Source organism: Microbulbifer mixtoriginis (SeqCode) (assembly GCF_052466715.1).
The window spans coordinates 3,455,128-3,473,011 of the sequence record NZ_CP174288.1 but is presented as its reverse complement, the minus strand read 5'-3'; the positions used below and the strand labels follow the sequence as shown (position 1 = coordinate 3,473,011).

At 54.9% G+C, this 17,884-nt stretch carries 16 protein-coding genes; 14 read left to right on the top strand and 2 right to left on the bottom strand.

The features are described 5' to 3' along the window. The first annotated feature begins 66 nt into the window (after nt 1–66). From ACJJH9_RS15360 to ACJJH9_RS15350, 3 genes are all read left to right on the top strand, one after another. On the top strand, nt 67–2,913 hold the full coding sequence (locus ACJJH9_RS15360) for an ExeM/NucH family extracellular endonuclease (RefSeq protein WP_444923285.1): 2,847 nt from the start codon (nt 67–69) through the stop codon (nt 2,911–2,913). A gap of 265 nt (nt 2,914–3,178) precedes the next feature. Next, nucleotides 3,179–3,553, top strand: a complete 375-nt coding sequence (locus ACJJH9_RS15355; RefSeq protein ID WP_444923284.1) for a hypothetical protein — start codon at nt 3,179–3,181, stop codon at nt 3,551–3,553. Between the two features lie 35 nt (nt 3,554–3,588). Then, the gene (locus ACJJH9_RS15350; protein ID WP_444923283.1) at nt 3,589–3,954 is read left to right on the top strand and encodes a VOC family protein; all 366 of its coding nucleotides are present in this window, start codon (nt 3,589–3,591) and stop codon (nt 3,952–3,954) included. Between the two features lie 77 nt (nt 3,955–4,031). Here the strand turns inward: ACJJH9_RS15350 and ACJJH9_RS15345 are convergent, their stop codons facing one another. Continuing rightward, the gene (locus ACJJH9_RS15345; protein WP_252083130.1) at nt 4,032–5,294 is read right to left on the bottom strand and encodes a 6-phosphofructokinase; all 1,263 of its coding nucleotides are present in this window, start codon (nt 5,292–5,294) and stop codon (nt 4,032–4,034) included. 280 nt (nt 5,295–5,574) lie between these two features. Here ACJJH9_RS15345 and mpl point away from each other — a divergent pair, with 280 nt between their 5' ends. The 4 genes from mpl to ACJJH9_RS15325 all read left to right on the top strand — a co-directional run bounded on the left by mpl (nt 5,575) and on the right by ACJJH9_RS15325 (nt 10,611). Continuing rightward, nucleotides 5,575–6,963 (top strand): UDP-N-acetylmuramate:L-alanyl-gamma-D-glutamyl-meso-diaminopimelate ligase, encoded by a 1,389-nt coding sequence (gene mpl / locus ACJJH9_RS15340; RefSeq protein WP_444923282.1) that lies wholly within the window; start codon nt 5,575–5,577, stop codon nt 6,961–6,963. A gap of 29 nt (nt 6,964–6,992) precedes the next feature. Next, on the top strand, nt 6,993–7,619 hold the full coding sequence (locus ACJJH9_RS15335; protein ID WP_444925228.1) for a flavin prenyltransferase UbiX: 627 nt from the start codon (nt 6,993–6,995) through the stop codon (nt 7,617–7,619). 21 nt (nt 7,620–7,640) lie between these two features. Continuing rightward, nucleotides 7,641–7,916 (top strand): Rdx family protein, encoded by a 276-nt coding sequence (locus ACJJH9_RS15330; protein ID WP_286036977.1) that lies wholly within the window; start codon nt 7,641–7,643, stop codon nt 7,914–7,916. Nucleotides 7,917–8,034: 118 nt separating this feature from the next. Beyond that, nucleotides 8,035–10,611, top strand: a complete 2,577-nt coding sequence (locus ACJJH9_RS15325; RefSeq protein ID WP_444923281.1) for an efflux RND transporter permease subunit — start codon at nt 8,035–8,037, stop codon at nt 10,609–10,611. A 77-nt stretch (nt 10,612–10,688) separates the two neighbouring features. On the opposite strand, the gene ACJJH9_RS15320 is transcribed toward ACJJH9_RS15325, so the two are convergent. After that, nucleotides 10,689–10,991 carry a peptidylprolyl isomerase gene (locus ACJJH9_RS15320; protein ID WP_286037026.1) on the bottom strand — a complete coding sequence of 101 codons (303 nt, stop codon included), beginning with the start codon at nt 10,989–10,991 and terminating at the stop codon, nt 10,689–10,691. A gap of 174 nt (nt 10,992–11,165) precedes the next feature. Between ACJJH9_RS15320 and ACJJH9_RS15315 the strand changes: the two genes are divergently transcribed. The 7 genes from ACJJH9_RS15315 (at nt 11,166) to rodA (ending at nt 17,845) form a co-directional block, all read left to right on the top strand. After that, nucleotides 11,166–11,741 (top strand): LON peptidase substrate-binding domain-containing protein, encoded by a 576-nt coding sequence (locus ACJJH9_RS15315; RefSeq protein WP_444887053.1) that lies wholly within the window; start codon nt 11,166–11,168, stop codon nt 11,739–11,741. Nucleotides 11,742–11,829: 88 nt separating this feature from the next. Continuing rightward, nucleotides 11,830–13,113 carry a glutamate-5-semialdehyde dehydrogenase gene (locus ACJJH9_RS15310; protein ID WP_444883937.1) on the top strand — a complete coding sequence of 428 codons (1,284 nt, stop codon included), beginning with the start codon at nt 11,830–11,832 and terminating at the stop codon, nt 13,111–13,113. Further along, nucleotides 13,091–13,834, top strand: coding sequence for a nicotinate-nucleotide adenylyltransferase (nadD, locus tag ACJJH9_RS15305; protein ID WP_444923280.1), 744 nt, complete (start codon nt 13,091–13,093; stop codon nt 13,832–13,834). Before ACJJH9_RS15310 ends, nadD begins: the two co-directional genes overlap by 23 nt. Then, nucleotides 13,834–14,211 (top strand): ribosome silencing factor, encoded by a 378-nt coding sequence (gene rsfS, locus ACJJH9_RS15300; protein ID WP_252083125.1) that lies wholly within the window; start codon nt 13,834–13,836, stop codon nt 14,209–14,211. Before nadD ends, rsfS begins: the two co-directional genes overlap by 1 nt. Before the next feature lie 4 nt (nt 14,212–14,215). After that, nucleotides 14,216–14,692 carry a 23S rRNA (pseudouridine(1915)-N(3))-methyltransferase RlmH gene (rlmH, locus tag ACJJH9_RS15295; protein ID WP_444883939.1) on the top strand — a complete coding sequence of 159 codons (477 nt, stop codon included), beginning with the start codon at nt 14,216–14,218 and terminating at the stop codon, nt 14,690–14,692. Nucleotides 14,693–14,814: 122 nt separating this feature from the next. Beyond that, the gene (gene mrdA, locus ACJJH9_RS15290; protein ID WP_252083123.1) at nt 14,815–16,707 is read left to right on the top strand and encodes a penicillin-binding protein 2; all 1,893 of its coding nucleotides are present in this window, start codon (nt 14,815–14,817) and stop codon (nt 16,705–16,707) included. Next, nucleotides 16,700–17,845, top strand: a complete 1,146-nt coding sequence (gene rodA, locus ACJJH9_RS15285; RefSeq protein WP_444923279.1) for a rod shape-determining protein RodA — start codon at nt 16,700–16,702, stop codon at nt 17,843–17,845. The genes mrdA and rodA overlap by 8 nt, the downstream gene beginning before the upstream one ends. Nucleotides 17,846–17,884: the final 39 nt, after the last annotated feature.

Sequence of the window (17,884 nt, the reverse complement as noted above, 5' to 3'; positions counted from 1 at the left end):
AATTTAGGAATTCCCCGCCACTCTGTGCGCCGCTTAATCCGTATCAGGCAACTGGGAATAACGACGATGAAACAATTTGGCTTGGCTGCTCTGGCAGCCCTGGGTCTTCCACTGATGGCTGCAGAGGTCCAAGCCAGCGACCTCATTATCTCGGAGTACATTGAGGGCAGTGGTAACAATAAAGCGCTGGAAATTTTTAATGGCGGTGAAACTACGATTGATCTGAGTGATTACGCCATCCAGCTTTTTTTCAATGGTTCCGATAGCGCCTCTGCGAACATTGCTTTGAGTGGCACTTTGCAGGGCGGTGCGGTATTTGTTCTGGCCCACGGCAGTGCCGATACAGTGTTGCTGGATCAGGCCGACCAGATTTATACCAGTGGCCTGTTTAATGGTGACGATGTAGTAGCACTTGTAGGTCCCAATGGTTTTGTTGATGTGATCGGCCAAATTGGTACTGACCCCGGCAGCCAGTGGGGCAATAGCAGCCTCGGCACACAAAACCAAACACTGGTACGCAATCTGGATGTGCAGACAGGCCGCTCCGATGGCAACAGCACCTTCGATCCCGCTCTGGAGTGGTCCAGTGAGGGATTGAATAATTTTGATCACCTGGGCTGGCACGGCGCCGATGGTGGCAATGGAGATGGTGACGGTAATGGCGGTATTGAGCTGGGGGCCTGTGGCGATGCGTCAACCTTAATCAGCCAGATTCAGGGCAGCGGCACCGCGAGTGCGCTTGAAGGCGAGCGCCACGAAATTGAGGCGGTGGTTGTCGGCAATTTCCAAGATCCCAATACCGGCCTGGCTGGTTTCTTCCTACAGGAAGAGGACAGCGATCAGGATGGCGTGGATGCGACTTCAGAAGGACTGTTTGTACACGACAATGCCTTCGGTGTGAGTGTGCAAGTTGGCGACCTGGTGCGCGTGGGGGGTATCGTCGATGAGTTTTTTGATTTCACTGAGTTGAATCAGATTGATGGTGTCAGCGTTTGCGGAAGCGGTTATCAGGTAACGGCGGCTAATGTACAGATGCCGTTTGGCTCAGTAGAAGAGCAGGAGCAGCTCGAAGGGATGTTGGTTGAATTCCCACAGAGCCTCACCGTTAACGGTCATTACAACCTGGGCCGCTATGGCGAAGTGATCCTGTCCAACGGCCGCCTGTATATCCCCACCCACAATAATATGCCGGGCGCCGCAGCGGCGGCTCAAGTGGAAGCCAACGCACTCAACCAGATTATTCTGGACGATGGTTCCACAGTGCAAAATCCCGAGACAATGCCTTATCCGGCCTCGGGTCTCAGCGCTTCTAACACCTTGCGCAGTGGCGATACTCTGGAGGGGCTTACCGGAGTGATGGGGTACGGCTTTGGTGCCTACCGTGTTCACCCTGTGGAAGTCCCCCAATTTACCCCGGTCAATCTACGCGATGAAGCGCCCATCTTACCGGGTGATGGCAGCCTGCGCGTTTCCAGCTTTAACGTGCTGAATTACTTCAATGGTGACGGTAACGGAGGTGGCTTTCCCACTTCGCGCGGTGCCGATACTTTGGAAGAGTTTGAGCGCCAAAGAGAGAAAATTATTTCTGCAATCCTGCGCATGGAAGCCGATATTGTCGGCTTGATGGAACTGGAAAACGACGGCTACGGTGTCGATAGTGCCATCCAGGATCTGGTCAATGGGCTCAATGCTGCAGCATCAGGGCACAGCTACCAGTTTGTGCAGCCGGACCTCACGCAGCTGGGCAGTGATGAAATCGCCGTGGGCATGATTTACCGCAGCGACCGCGTTATGCCGATTGGCAGTGCCGTTACTCTGCAGGATTATCCTTTTGATGACGGCAACCGCCAGCCGCTGTTGCAGGCATTTGCCGAACTCTCCTCCGGTGAGCGTCTCGCCGTGGTGGTGAACCACTTTAAATCCAAGGGAAGTTGTCCAAATGATGGCAGCCTGAACAGTGATCAGGGGGATGGTCAGGGCTGCTGGAATGCTCTGCGTACTCAGGCTGCCGATGCCCTGGTGAGTTGGGTTGAGAATGACCCCACCGGAACTGGAATTGACCGTGTTTTAGTGCTGGGCGACCTCAACAGCTACGCCATGGAAAATCCAATTACGGCTCTTGAAGGGGCGGGTTATACCGACCTGCTGGAATGGTACGGAGCGGGACAGGCTTATTCCTATGTCTATGACGGCCAGTCTGGCTACCTGGATCATGCGCTGGCCAGCCCTTCACTGGCTCCGTTGGTTACTGCTGCTGTGGACTGGCATATCAATGCCGATGAACCGCGAGTGCTGGATTACAACCTTGAACACAAGAGCCTAGAGCAGCAGGAAAACCTCTACTCTACAGGCCCCTTCCGTGCATCCGATCACGATCCCTTAATTGTTGAGCTGGATCTGAGTGCAGATAACCTAGCGCCCACGGCAGAATTCAGCTGGGAGTCTGAAGGGTTGTTGATTAATTTTATCGATAACAGCAGTGATGCAGATGGTGAGCTGTTGAGCTGGTCCTGGGATTTTGGCGACGGTTTAACCAGTAGCGAGCAAAATCCCAGCCACACTTTCGATGTGCCGGGTAATTACTTGGTACGTTTGCAGGTAAAAGACGATCGCGGTGCGGTATCCACACAAGAACAGATTGTTGAAGTGATGGATGATGCGATTTCATTGCAGGCTAACTTTAAACTGCATCGCTTTTTCCGTTGGGTATGGGTAGAAGATCGCAGCCAATACAGTGGTGATAATAAACTGCAATACCACTGGGATTTTGGGGATGGAGTGCAGCGCAACGGTCGTTGGGCGTTACATCGCTACGCACAAACGGGTAATTACGAAATTACCCTCACAGTGACTGATGGTGAGGACGCTGAAGATAGCGCCTCCCAAGTAGTAAAAATTTCCTGGCCACGATGATATATGTCAATTTTTGATTAATAATAAATATTCTGGTTGCCCTGGCGCTGGGGTTTTGAATTCCCTGTCGTCGCTTCACCAGGATTCTTTGAGTTGATAGCTTTTCCCTAGAAGCGAATGGCCGCACCCTGGTGGTGCGGTCTTTTTTATTTCGCTCTCCTTAAAAAATTAATTGCCCCCATTTGTTTTTAAGCTGATGACCCCCTTTGGGAGAAAGAAGGACCATACTAGGTTCTGTCTTGTTGGGTTACAGGGGCGCCCCTTTATGTCGTGTGCATTCAAAAATCTCGTAGGTTTAAGCCTGGAGTGGACTGGCAGCCATTATTCCGAGGTGGGAGATTTCCCTGATCTCTCCACCTATGTTGTCAGTTATGAGTCAGAATCCAACTGCTATATCACTGCCGGTGGCAAGCTGGTATGTGAAGCCAGTTACTCGTATGCGCCTATGGGAGTACGCATGGCAGCACTGGTTTATCGGCCGAATATCTACCAGGGGCGGCGTGGAGTTGTTCTTTACGCCATGTTGGATTTTGACCTGATGATGGATCGCGCAGTTATTATGCATAACGATCAACCCCTCGCGCTGGCCAATGGCAGTTTTCGTGTGGTGGAGACGCCGGAAAAACCCGTCGTTGGTTAGGGGAGAATTAAATTAAAATATCGGGAGAGCTTGGTATGGATAATCATGAAAAAATTAATTATGTAGAGTTCCCATCTAAGAGTCTGGCAAAGACCAAGACTTTTTTCACAAAGGCTTTAGGCTGGGAATTTACAGATTATGGCCCCGAGTACTCCGCTTTCTCCGGCGCAGGTTTGGACGGTGGCTTTTTCCAGGCGGATATGCACAGCTCAACAGCGAATGGTGCCGCGTTGGTAGTACTCTATAGTTCTGACCTGGAAGATACGTTACAAAAAGTCGAGCGGTACGGTGCTAAGGTGGTCAAACCTATTTTTTCTTTCCCCGGAGGAAGGCGCTTTCATTTTACCGAGCCCAGCGGCAATGAATTTGCGGTTTGGTCAGATATCGGAGAGAAACAGTAATTTTTAGGTTGCATAAATAAAAAAGCCCCCGGTTTTATTCGGGGGCTTTTTTAAATCTGGATGAAAGAGTTTTAAGATTACACCTTAAATTCAGTATCCAGCTTCTTTTCCACCAACTGCTTTTTTAATTTCGCATACTGGGGTACGCCGTTTTTGTAGGGTGGGTAGTCCTCGCCCTGAATTAACGGTAACAGGTACTCGCGTCCCGCATCGGTAATGCCGAAGCCGTCCTCGCTAATATATTCTTTCGGCATAAATTTTTCGACGTTGGCCACTTCAGACAATGGCGCTTCCGCGATAGACCAGCTGTACTCTTCACCTTCTGCACGAATAATTGCCGGCATAATGGCGTTTTTGCCGGCTGCCGCCATTTCCACGGCGGCGCGACCGACGGCGTAGGCCTGCTCCACATCGGTGGCGGAGGCGATATGGCGGGCGGCGCGTTGCAGGTAGTCGGCCAGTGCCCAGTGGTATTTCAGGCCCAGCTCGCTTTTGATCATATTGGCGAGGGTTGGTGCCACACCGCCCAGCTGCTTGTGACCGAAGGCGTCGGTAGTGCCGGCATCGGCGAGGAAGGTGCCGTCTTCGTACTGGGCGCCCTCGGAGGCGACGATTACGCAGTAGCCTTTCTCGTCCACGGTCTTTTGCACCTTGGCCAAGAACTTCTCTTTATCGAAGGCCACTTCCGGGAACAGGATGATGTGCGGTGCATCCCCTTCCTCTTCCTGGGCCAGGGCGCCGGCGGCGGCAATCCAACCCGCGTGACGACCCATCACTTCGAGGATAAAGACCTTGGTGGAAGTAGCGCACATGGAGGCTACGTCCATGGCCGCTTCCTTGGTTGAGACTGCAACGTATTTGGCTACGGAGCCGAAGCCGGGGCAGTTGTCGGTTAGCGGCAGATCGTTGTCGACCGTTTTGGGAATATGGATGGCCTGAATTGGGTAACCCATGGTCTCAGACAGCTGCGAGACTTTCAGGCAGGTGTCAGCGGAGTCGCCGCCGCCGTTATAGAAGAAGTAGCCGATGTCGTGGGCCTTGAATACTTCGATCAGGCGCTCGTACTCTGCGCGGTTCTCTTCCAAGCTCTTCAGCTTGTAGCGACAGGAGCCAAAGGCGCCGGAGGGAGTGTGACGCAGTGCGGCGATGTCTTCCACACTTTCCTGGCTCACGTCGATCAGTTCCTCTCGCAATGCGCCGAGGATGCCGTTCAGCCCCGCATAGACTTTACCAATTTTGTCCTGGTTTTCACGGGCAGCTTCTATTACGCCGCAGGCGGAGGCATTGATTACGGCAGTCACACCACCGGACTGCGCGTAAAAGGCGTTCTTCTTCGACATGGTTATCCTGTTTTCATAGAGATCTTGGGAAGTGACCCGATCCGGTTGTCCGCCGGACGCTCTTCGGCGGCGCCAGTGGGGAACTCCGGGAGCTCGTATCGGGTGTCGGCCGTAGCTGGAAAATTCCTACCACCCTACCGGGGGTGAGGCCGATCTGTGCGGGGGCGGAGTCTAATGGAATAGCGAGTAAATTGCATGGCAAACGGGGCATTTGGCAATTACTGGCCTGTTTTGCCGTGGTAAGCTTGCGCCGCAACCCCCAGGAGTACAGATTTTCGCCATGCATATCCATATTCTCGGTATTTGCGGCACCTTTATGGGCAGCCTAGCCCAATTAGCGGTGGCCGAAGGACACCGGGTCACCGGTAGCGATGCCAATGTTTACCCCCCCATGAGCACTCAACTACAGCAGGCGGGTATTCAGATCACCGAGGGCTATGACCCGGCTCAGTTGGAGCCGGCCCCAGACCTGGTCATTATCGGCAATGCCATGTCCCGCGGTAATCCCGCCGTGGAAGCGGTACTTGAACAGGGGCTGGCCTACACCTCCGGTGCCCAGTGGCTCTGTGACCACTTCCTCGGCGGGCGCTGGGTGCTGGCAGTAGCGGGCACTCACGGCAAGACCACAACTGCCAGCATGTTGGCCTGGATTCTGGAAGCGGCGGATATGCAGCCGGGCTTCCTGATCGGCGGTGTGCCAGGCAACTTTGGAGTATCGGCGCGTTTAGGGGAGTCCCCTTTCTTTGTGGTGGAGGCAGATGAATACGACACCGCCTTCTTCGATAAGCGCTCTAAGTTTGTGCATTACCGCCCACGCACAGTGATTATCAACAATCTGGAGTTCGATCACGCCGATATCTTCGACGATTTGGCGGCGATCCAGCGGCAGTTTCATCATCTAGTTCGCACGGTGCCCGGCAACGGCCTGATTGTCAGCGCCGCAGAAAATAATGTGGAGCAGGTATTGCAGCAGGGTTGCTGGAGTGAAGTTCAGCGCTTTGCCAGTGAGGATCAGCCGGGAATCAGTGCCGGCGACTGGCGAGCGGTGGATATCGCCGCGGATGGCAGCAGTTTTACCGTGCTATTCGAGAGTGCCGAAGTGGCGCGTGTGGAGTGGGATCTCACCTGTATGCACAATGTGCGCAACGGTCTCGCCGCTATGGCTGCAGCTCGTCATGTGGGCGTGGTACCAGAGCTAAGCGCCTCTGCCCTTGGACGTTTTCAAGGCGTAAAGCGCCGTATGGAATGCCTGGGCGAAGTGGCTGGTATCCGCGTTTACGATGATTTTGCCCACCACCCGACTGCGATCGAATCCACACTCAGTGGCCTCAGGGCCAAAGTGGGCAAGGACAAGATCATCGCCTTGATTGAACCCCGTTCCAACACCATGCGTATGGGCGTGCATCAGGGCCAGTTGGCCAGTGCCTGTAGCGGTGCGGATATGGTGTTGTGGTATCAGCCCCAAGGGATGAATTGGTCTCTGAATGAAGTTACTCACCACTCTCCGGTGCCGGCCAAGATTTTTGACACTATCGAGAATGGTGTGGAATCGGCACTGCAGCTCGCCGGCGAGGGCAGTCATATCGTGGTGATGAGTAACGGCGGCTTCGGTGGTATCCATCAGCGTTTGATTGGAGCCCTGGAGCAAAAATATAACTATTCGACCTGAAAAGAGTCAGCACTTTAGTGATCGGGGAAGTGATCTTGCAGCAAGCCAAATTTAATAAAACCGTTACCCTGGCCATGACTGGGGCTTCTGGGGCCCAATACGGCCTGCGTTTGTTGCAGTGCCTGCTCGCTTCTGGCGTGCGCGTCTGGCTGTTGATGTCTGAGGCGGCCCAGGTAGTGATCAATACAGAGACCGACCTGCAACTGCCGGAGGGCGACGATGACACACTGCAGGCTTTTCTCGCCGATCGCTTCGGCGCGCAGGAGGGCCAGTTGAAATTGTTTGGCAAGCGCGACTGGTTTTCGCCGGTGGCATCCGGCACTGGAGCGTCGGCTAGCATGGTGATCTGCCCGGCTAGCGGCGGTACTTTGTCGGCCGTTGCCTGTGGAGCCTCCAACAATCTGATTGAGCGCGCTGCAGATGTGGCATTGAAGGAGCGCCGCCAGTTGATTTTGGTTCCGCGTGAGGCGCCTTACTCGGAGATTCACCTGGAAAATATGCTCAAACTCACCCGCATGGGCGCGATGATTCTGCCGGCCAGCCCCGGTTTTTATCAGAAGCCGCGCACGGTCGAAGACATAATCGATTTTGTGGTGGCGAGACTGCTCGATCAGTTGGGCGTGGAACAAAAGTTGTTGCCGGCTTGGGGTGAGTAGGTCACAGGGAGATAAAAAATAGTGAAAGCGAGCATAACCATCCACTACTGTGTGCAGTGCAATTGGATGTTGCGGGCTACCTGGATGGCCCAGGAGTTGCTTCACACTTTTGCGGATGACCTACAACAGGTTGCATTACAACCCGGAACTGGAGGAGTATTCGAAATCCGCATTGGTGAAAATTTGATCTGGGAGCGCAAGCGCGATGGCGGTTTCCCCGGAGCAAAGGAACTCAAGCGGCGCGTGCGGGACCTATTGTTTCCCGAGCGCGATCTGGGACATATCGATACTCCCTGAAAATATTTCCAATAGCGCCGTGTAAACGCAAATTTTGTATTTGCACCAGCACTGCCGGGGCGATCAAAATATGCGCCGTACTGCGGCCCACTGATTTATTGGATAGAAGCAAAAACCTATGCTGTCAGCTTTCAAGAACTCGTATGAATACCTGGTAACCAAGCGGCCACTGGTTGTGTTGGTAGTTATTGGCCTGCTCACCCTGCTGGCAGCGATGGGCTTGCCCCGCTTCAAGATCGATGCCTCGGCGGACTCCCTCACCCTGGAGGCCGATGAGTCCCTGGATTATTTTCGTGAGATCGCTGAGCGCTACGCTAGCGGGGACTTCCTGGTGGTCACCTATCGCTATAAGGATGGCGACCTGTTTAGCGATAAATCTCTACAAGCTCTGGCCAAGTTACGCGATGAGCTGGCCGGAGTAGATGGCGTTTCCAGTGTACAGACCATCCTCGATGTCCCTTTGCTGTACAGCCCCAAGCTGTCTTTAACCGATATCACCGATGAGATTCGCACCCTGTCCCAGGCAGATACTGATCGAGACCTGGCCCGACAGGAGTTTCTCTCCAGCCCTATTTACCGCGAATTGATTCTGAGCCCGGATGGCCAGACCACCGCACTGCTCGCCAATCTGACGCTGGATAGCCACGGTATAGAATTGGTACGCGAGCGCGATGCCCTGCGCCGCAAGCGCAATAGTGAGGGCCTGAGCCCGGAAGAGGCTGCGCGCTTGGAAGAGGTGAGTGCCGTCTATTTGGAGCACCGCACTGCTCAGGAGTTGGAAGCGCGGGCTCGAGTTGATGAGGTGCGGGGGATTCTCGCCGGTTACAAAGGCGAGGCAGAGTTGTTCCTCGGCGGTGTGACCATGATCACTTCGGACATGATCACTTTTATCAAAAGTGATCTGGTAGTGTTTGGTGTGGGCATCCTCGTCTTCATTATTCTGACTCTGTTGCTGATCTTCCGTCAGCCCCGTTGGGTGCTGTTACCGCTGCTCACCTGTGTCACCACCGCAGTGATGATCCTGGGTCTGCTCAGCTGGCTCGACTGGCGCATGACTGTGATTTCCGCAAACTTTGTCGCGCTGCTGCTGATTATTACCCTGGCGATCACTATCCACCTGGCGGTGCGTTACCGCGAATATATTGCGCAAAACCCCGACTGGAGCCGTGAAACACTGGTGCTGCAGACAGTGCGGTTTATGGCCAAGCCCTGTCTGTACACGGCCCTGACCACTATCGTTGCGTTTGTATCGCTGGTGGTGAGTGGTATTCGCCCGGTTATCGACTTTGGTTGGATGATGACGATGGGGGTAACTCTAGCCCTGATGTTGTCCTTCCTGATTATCCCCAGTTTTCTGATGATCCAGCCCAAGCGCCAGGGCAAAGTGAGTGAGGATAATTCCCATGCATTTACCCTGCGTTTCTCTAGCTTTGCCGAGCGCCATAAGTTTGTGGTGTTGGGGGTGTCCCTGGCCGCTGCGGTGATCAGTGTGGCGGGAATGCTGCAGCTTAAAGTGGAAAACCGCTTTATCGATTACTTCGATGATTCCACCGAAATTTACCAGGGTATGCTGGTGATTGACCGCCGCCTGGGCGGCACTGTGACCCTGGATATTATCCTCGACAAGCCTTTGGAAGAGGAGCCTGCCTTCGAGGGTGAGGAAGATCCTTTTGCCATGGAAGCGGAGGAAGATCCGTTTGCGGTAGAAGAAGATCCTTTTTCCTCAGATGACCCTTTCGGCGGAGAAGAGGAGTCTCAGGAGCAGAGTTATTGGTTTACCGTAGCTGGTCTCAATACCTTGGAACAGTTGCACGATTACCTGGAAGAACAGCCAGAGATCGGCAAGGTGCAGTCCCTCGCCACTCTGTACAAAGTGGCTCGTGACCTGAAAGGTGGTCAGCTCAATGACTTTGAGTTGGCGGTGGCCAATACCAGCCTGCCGCCGGAAATCCGCGGCGTATTGGTAGACCCTTACCTCTCGGTTGAGAACAATCAGGCCCGCATTACCCTGCGGGTGATGGAGACTGATCCGAATCTGCGCCGTGGCGAATTGATCGAGCGCATTTACGATTACGCGCATAATGAAATGGGTATAGCGCCGGAAAACATCCACCAGACAGGACTGCTGGTGCTCTACAACAATATGCTGCAGAGCTTGTTTAAGTCCCAAATCCTGACTCTGGGGGCGGTATTTGTGGGCATCCTGTTAATGTTCCTGGTGTTGTTCCGTTCTCTGTCGATTGCCATTATCGCGCTGGTACCGAATATGCTGGCGGCCTGTGTGGTACTCGGTGGTATGGGGCTCGCCGGTATACCATTGGATATGATGACCATCACCATTGCGGCGATTACCGTGGGTATTGGGGTGGATCATGCGATTCACTATCTGTACCGCTTCCGCGCCGAGTTTGCCAAAGACGGCAATTACCTGGCCACCATGCATCGCAGCCATGCAACTATCGGTCGCGCCATGTTCTACACGGCAATCACCATTATTGCCGGCTTCTCGATCCTGGCGCTGTCCAAGTTTGTGCCTTCTATTTACTTTGGCCTCTTGACCGCCTCGGCCATGTCCGCGGCACTGCTGGGCTCACTGACTTTGTTGCCACTGTTACTGGTGATATTCAAGCCTCTGGGTGCCGGTTCTGTAGATAGAAGTGAGGTGGAAATTCCAGAGGGGGCAGCCAAGGCCTGAGGGAATATTTTTTAGAGCTAGCAATAAAAAGCCGGGCAATTGCCCGGCTTTTTATTAGCAGATTAATTCGCGGAGAATTAATCCTGGCGGCTGGTGATTTCCAGAAGGTGGTAACCAAACTGAGTTTTTACTGGGCCGTGTACCTTGTTCAGTTCCTCAGAGAAAACGACCTTGTCGAACTCCGGCACCATCATACCCTTGCTGAACTCACCCAGGTCACCGCCGGAACGGCCGGAAGGGCATTGGGAGAACTGCTCCGCGATTTTGCCGAAATCGGCGCCATTTTCGATCTGATCTTTCAGTTCCAGGCACTTGTCTTCGGTCTGTACCAGGATATGGCGGGCTGTTGCTTTAGGCATGAATAGTCTCCATTCGTTAATAAACCGCAGCAGCTTAATGGCTGTGGGTCGTGCTTGCCACCGACAATTACCGGGATTCCGTGGAATATTGCACTCAAACAATTGGATTGGCGCTTAAAGGCCTCGCCAGTAATCTCGGTGATCCTATTGGCAGTGTTATCTTTAGTACTTCAACCCACCCAACGAGAGAGCATTTTGCAACAGATCCCCCTTTTTCCCCTGAGCGTGCCCCTCTACCCAGGTGTTGCGCTACCTCTACGTATCTTTGAACAGCGTTATCTGCATTTGGTTAGCGAATCTCTGAAAAATGAGAGCGGCTTTGGTGTTGTTTTGATTCGCTCTGGCGGCGAGGTGGGCAACGCCTCGGTTTGGCCCCTTGGGGTCTATGTGCATATTGTCGATTGGAGTCAGGGGGAGGAGGGCTTGCTGCATGTGCAGGTAGTAGGGCGGCGGCGCTTCCGCATCAGTCACACCGAGCGGGCTGAAGACGGCCTGTTACTGGGGGATGTTGAGTGGTTGCCGGATAATGCCCCCCGGCCGATACCTGCAGATTGCGATGGCCTAATGGCAGTGCTGGAAGAGTTAAAGGAGCGTGCCAAGGATCTTTCACTCAAGTTCGATAATGTCGACTCTGCCGATGCCCTGTCCTGGCAACTGGCCCAGTTGTTACCCCTTGAGGATAAAGCGAGAGTAGATTTGCTGGCCCTGGAAGACCCCTTGGCCCGTCTCGCCAATATTGCTGAGAACCTGGATCGTTGGAGTAGGGAGTAACCCAACAGCAGGAATCCATTTATGCCGTTTAAACCCCCGGCTGCTGGGGTATACTGCGCGGCCGACCGGATTTCGCACGGAGAGCCAAGTGACCACGACAGCCAGCACTGATCAGCAATCTACCCGCGACAAACTCGAACAGATGGGGCGAGCCGCTAGAGAAGCTTCTCGCACAATGGCGCGCGCAGATACTGAGGTCAAGAACCGTGCCCTTGCAGCAATTGCTGCCGAGTTGGAAGCCAATCGGATCGAACTGGCCAAGGCCAATGCGGCTGATATGCAGGCCGGACGCGAGCGCGGTCTGGATGCGGCACTGCTCGACCGATTGGAACTCAATGATGAGCGCATCGACGGTATGATCGAAGGGCTGATACAGGTGGCCGACCTACCGGACCCGGTGGGGGAAATTGAGGATTTGTGCTATCGCCCCAGCGGAATTCAGGTGGGAAAGATGCGTGTGCCCCTGGGAGTAGTGGGTATTATTTACGAGTCTCGCCCCAATGTGACTATCGATGCGGCCAGTCTCTGCCTGAAATCCGGTAATGCGACTATTTTACGTGGCGGTAGTGAGGCGTTGCAGTCCAACCGGGCTATCGCCGCCTGCATCAGTGCAGGGCTGCGCGAGGCCGGCTTGCCGCAAACGGCAGTACAGGTAGTGGATACTAGCGACCGCGCTGCAGTGGGCGCCCTGATCACCATGCCCGATTATGTGGATGTCATAGTGCCACGTGGTGGCACCGGCTTGATCGAAAGAGTCAGCCGCGAGGCCAGTGTGCCGGTGATCAAACACCTGCACGGCGTTTGTCACGTCTATATCGATGACCTGGCTGACGAACAGAAGGCTTTTGAGATCGCCTTGAATGCCAAGACCCACCGCTATGGCGTTTGTAACGCTATGGAAACGCTGTTGGTGGCCGAGGCAATTGCCGGGAAAATTCTGCCGCGCTTGGCTGAGGCCTATACGCTGAAAGGCGTAGAATTGCGCGGGTGTGAACGCAGCAGAGAGATATTGCCACAGATTAACGTAGCCAGTGACAGCGACTGGAGTGAGGAATACCTTGCGCCTATTCTCGCTATCCGCGTCGTGGCGGATATGGATGGCGCAATGGATCATATTGCCCGCTATGGCTCAGGCCACACTGAGGCTATTGTGACTCAGGATTACAGTCGCAGTCGTCGCTTTCTTGCCGAGGTGGATGCCAGCTCGGTGATTATTAATGCCTCCACGCGCTTTGCCGACGGGTTTGAATACGGCCTGGGGGCGGAAATCGGTATCAGTACTGATAAAATCCACGCCCGTGGACCGGTGGGGCTCGAAGGGCTCACCTCGCAAAAGTGGATTGTGCTCGGTGACGGGCATATCCGCCGATAGTTTTTCGGGCCCGGCAGCCAGTAAAGAGGTAATTTTGGCAACTAAGCGGCAGACCATCGCCTTATTCGGCGGCACTTTCGACCCGGTGCACTTCGGCCATCTGCGCATGGCGCTAGAGCTGCGCCAGGCCCTGGGTTTCGATGAAATGCGTCTGCTACCCAGCCATCAGCCTCGCCACCGTCAGAGTCCGGGAGTTTCCTCACGCCAGCGTAGTGAAATGTTGGCGCTGGCATTGGCTGGTTGTGATGAATTGCAGCTGGATGAGCGGGAACTACAGCGCGGTGGCGACACTTATACGGTAGATACCCTCGAAGCGCTGCGTGAGGAATTGGGGCCACAAGTGTCCATCAGTTTCTGTATGGGTACTGACTCCTTGTTGACCTTGCATCGCTGGCATCGTTGGCAACGCCTGTTGGAGCTGGCTCACCTGGTCGTTGTGACCAGGCCCGGCTGGCACTTGCCGGAAGCGAGCGCAGCCACTGGCAATGCCGAGCTAGCGAAATTGCTGCAGCAGCATCGCGGGACCGTGGCCGATTTACATAAATATGCCTCAGGTCGCCTGGTTTTGCGCGCGCAAACCCTGCTGCCAATTTCCGCTACACAGATTCGCCAGTTGCTGGGCAGCGGCCAGTCTCCGCGTTTCTTACTGCCAGCAACGGTGTTGCAATATATTGAAGACCATCAACTCTACACAGAATCGGTTGCCACTGGTGACCAGTAATGAATCAAGGTGTTATGACAAATATTAAAGATATCGCGCTAAATGCTCTGGAAGATCTGAAAGGCAAAGACATTGTCGCTCTGGATGTTTCCGAATTCTCTGATGTGATGGACAACCTGGTGATCTGCACCGGTACCTCCAGCCGCCAGGTAAAATCGCTGGCGGAAAATGTGGTGGACGAACTCAAGAAAGAGGGGGTGCGCCCGATTGGTGTTGAGGGCAAAGAGCAGGGCGAGTGGGTACTGGTGGATTATGGGGATCTGGTAGTGCATGTAATGCTCGCGGATGTGCGCAATTTCTACGACTTGGAAAAACTCTGGTCTATGACTCCAAATACCCGTGACGAGGCGGATGGTAGCGATCCCCATCAGGGTTGATTAAGTGAAGATTCGCATCCTCGCCGCCGGAGGCAAAATGCCGGCATGGGTCCAGGAGGGTTATGCCGAATACGCCAAGCGTCTGCCCCGTGAAATTGCTCTGGAAATGGTGGAGATCCCCCTGGGGCAGCGGGGCCAGAAAAGCTCTGCGGCACTGATTGATAAAGCGCGCAAGAAAGAGGGCGAGGCCATGCTCGCTGCTCTCGGCCCGCGCGATCATGTGGTGGCGCTGGATGTTAAGGGCAAGCCTTGGAGTACAGAGCAATTGTCCGACCAGCTGCGCGACTGGCAGCTGCTGGGGGAAAATGTCAGCCTGTTGATTGGCGGCCCAGACGGGCTTTCGCAGGACTGCCTGAGCCGGGCGCGTCAGCGCTGGTCTCTGTCACCCTTGACCCTGCCGCACCCTCTGGTACGTGTGGTTTTGGCCGAGCAAATTTATCGCGCCTGGACCCTGCTTGCCGGCCACCCTTATCACAAATAAGACATTTGCGACCAAGTGCGGAGAGATTTGCCAACTGGAATTCTCTCTCCGTGCGTTCGCTGTGGTAATGTAGTCCGAATTAGTTTTTTCCCGCGCCAGTCATAATCGTTTAAAAAACGCCAATGCCCCACGATCATCACCTCAAGGACCCCCACACGGAGCAGCGACTGTTTCGCAACCGCATGTTGGTGGCCATTGTTGGTGTCATCGCGTTGCTAGGGGTTTTGATTGCGCGTTTTTATAATTTGCAGGTGGTAGATTACGATGACTACCGCACCCAATCCGATGATAACCGTATTCAGGTACGCCCCGTCGCTCCAACTCGCGGGCTGATTTACGATCGCAACGGTATATTGCTCGCGGATAACCGCGCCAGTTATAACCTTTCTATTGTGCGTGAACGGGTGAAAGACCTGGACGCAACCCTCGAACTGGTCGGCCATCTGGTCCGTCTGGGTGACGGCGATGTGGCCAAATTTCGCAAACGCTTGCGTCGCCGCCGTCCATTTGAACCGGTGCCTCTGAGGTTTCGTCTGAGTGAGGAGGAAATCGCACGGATCAGCGTGAACCAGTTTCGCATGCCCGGAGTTTCTGTGGAGGCCGAGTTGGTGCGCTACTACGCCCTGGGAGACCTGTTTGCCCACAGTGTTGGTTACGTGGGGCGTATCAGTGATCGCGACCTGAGTAATTTCACTAAAGAGGACGTGCGCCTCTATCGCGGCACCCGCAGTATCGGCAAGGTGGGACTGGAGCGCTCCTATGAGAAAACCCTGCTCGGCGAAGTAGGTTATGAAAATGTGGAGATCAATGCACGCGGGCGAGTATTGAGGGTGTTGGAGCGCCAGGACCCCAAGCCCGGTGCTGACCTTACCCTGCATCTGGATGCACACCTGCAACAGGTGGCCTCGGATGCCCTGGGCGATCGCCGCGGTGCAGTTGTCGCCATCGATGTGAACACCGGCGGGGTGCTGGCCTTTGTCAGCAAGCCCTCCTTCGACCCCAACCTGTTTGTAACCGGAATCAGCTTTGCTGATTATCGCGCCCTGAGTGATTCCCTTGATGTGCCGCTGTTTAACCGCGCGGTACAGGGCCAATATCCGCCGGGTTCCACCCTGAAGCCGCTGATGGGGTTAGGCGGGCTAGAGGCTGGACTGATCACCCGTGAAACCAAAATTAAGGATCCGGGATTCTATAAGCTGCCAAATGATCCACGTCTTTACCGCGACCATGTGCGCTGGGGCCATGGAGAAAAGGTGGATCTGATTCAGGCTATGGCGCAGAGCTGCGACGTCTATTTCTGGGATATGGCCCACCGCTGGGATATTGATGGCATGCACGATATGGCCGCTCACTTCGGCCTGGGTTCCAAGACCGGTATCGATCTGCCGATGGAACGCTCCGGCCTTTTCCCCTCGCGGGATTGGAAGCGCGGTGCGCGGGGTATGCCCTGGTTCCCTGGCGATAGTCTGAACGCCGTGCTGGGGCAGGGGTTTGTCCTGGCGACGCCCCTACAGCTGGCGGTGATGACCGCTACCATTGCCAATCGCGGTACCCACTATCGCCCGCAAATGGTGAAAACCATCAACGGGGTCGAACAGCCGGCGGAAATTCTGCATAACCTGGAGGCGCACCCTGATAATTGGGACCTTGTGTTCGAGGGCATGGAGGCGGTGGTCAATCGCAGCTATGGCACGGGCAAGCGCGCGGGTAAAGACCTGAACTTCCGTGTCGCTGGAAAATCCGGCACCGCCCAGGTGGTGGGTATAGCCCAGGGCGCCCGTTACGATTCAGAGGCTCTGCAGGAGCGCCACCGTGATCACGCCCTGTTTGTCGCCTTTGCTCCTGTGGATAAACCGCGTATTGCTGTAGCAGTTTTGGTTGAGAACGGTGAAGCCGGTGGTGGCGTGGCGGCGCCGGTGGCGCGGGAATTATTTGCCGAGTGGGTGCCAAGACCAGACACCCAAGAGAATACGGCGCAGAAAACCAGATTGAGCAAAGGGGTGGATAATGGCTAGCCGCGATTTTTCTCACCGGCTGTCCGATGCTCACGGCAGTCTCCGAAAGCCAGTGAGTCTGGCGAGGCGCCTACACATTGATGTGCCACTGCTAGTGCTTTTATTGGTGCTTGCCTCTGTGGGGCTGGGGGTGCTCTACAGTGCTTCTGGCGGCGATATGAACTACGTGCGGCGCCAGTCTATATTTATGTGCCTGGCGTTCACCGGCATGTTTATTGTCGCGCAGATTCCGTTGGATTTTTATCGGCGCTGGTCTCCCTGGGCCTATCTGGGCGGCTGCGCTCTGCTGGTGGGGGTGTTGCTCTTTGGCACCGGTGCCAAGGGCGCCCAACGTTGGCTGGAGATTGCCGGCTTCCGCTTTCAGCCTTCGGAGGTGATGAAGTTGGGAGTGCCGATGATGGTGGCGGCTTTCCTGCACCAGCGCGCCCAACCCCCGTCCCTTGTGACTGTCATTGGGGCTCTGGCCATCGTGGCGGTTCCAGCCGCTTTAATTGTGCGCCAGCCAGATTTAGGGACCTCTATCCTGATCGCCGCTTCCGGCCTGTTCGCGCTGTATTTGGCCGGGTTGAACTGGAAGATGATCGGAGCGGCGGCCATGGGCCTGGTGGTTTCCGCTTGGCCAATCTGGCAGTGGGGGCTTAGGGACTACCAGCGCCAGCGTATCCTGACACTTCTGAATCCTCACGATGATCGCTTTGGTGCTGGCTGGAACATTTTCAATTCTAAAGCCGCCATAGGTTCCGGGGGGGTGTATGGCAAAGGCTATTTGCAGGGCACCCAATCGCAGCTGGACTTTCTGCCGGAGAGCCATACCGACTTCATTATCGCGGTGTTGGCTGAGGAATGGGGGATGCGCGGTGTCCTGTTACTGCTTTTACTCTATGTGCTGGTGATCGCCCGCGGCATCTATATTAGCTTTATGGCGCAACATCTATTTGGGCGCCTGCTGGCGGGGAGTATTACCCTCACTTTTTTTGTCTATGTGTTTGTGAACATTGGTATGGTTACGGGATTGTTGCCAGTGGTGGGGGTACCCTTGCCAATAATCAGTTACGGTGGAACCTCACTGATTACCTTAATGGCGGGATTCGGTATTCTCATGGCCGTAGGGACCGAGCGGCGCAGGGTACATTTTTGATGAACCAGCGGCGCAAATCAAAAACTGGATGTAGAGACG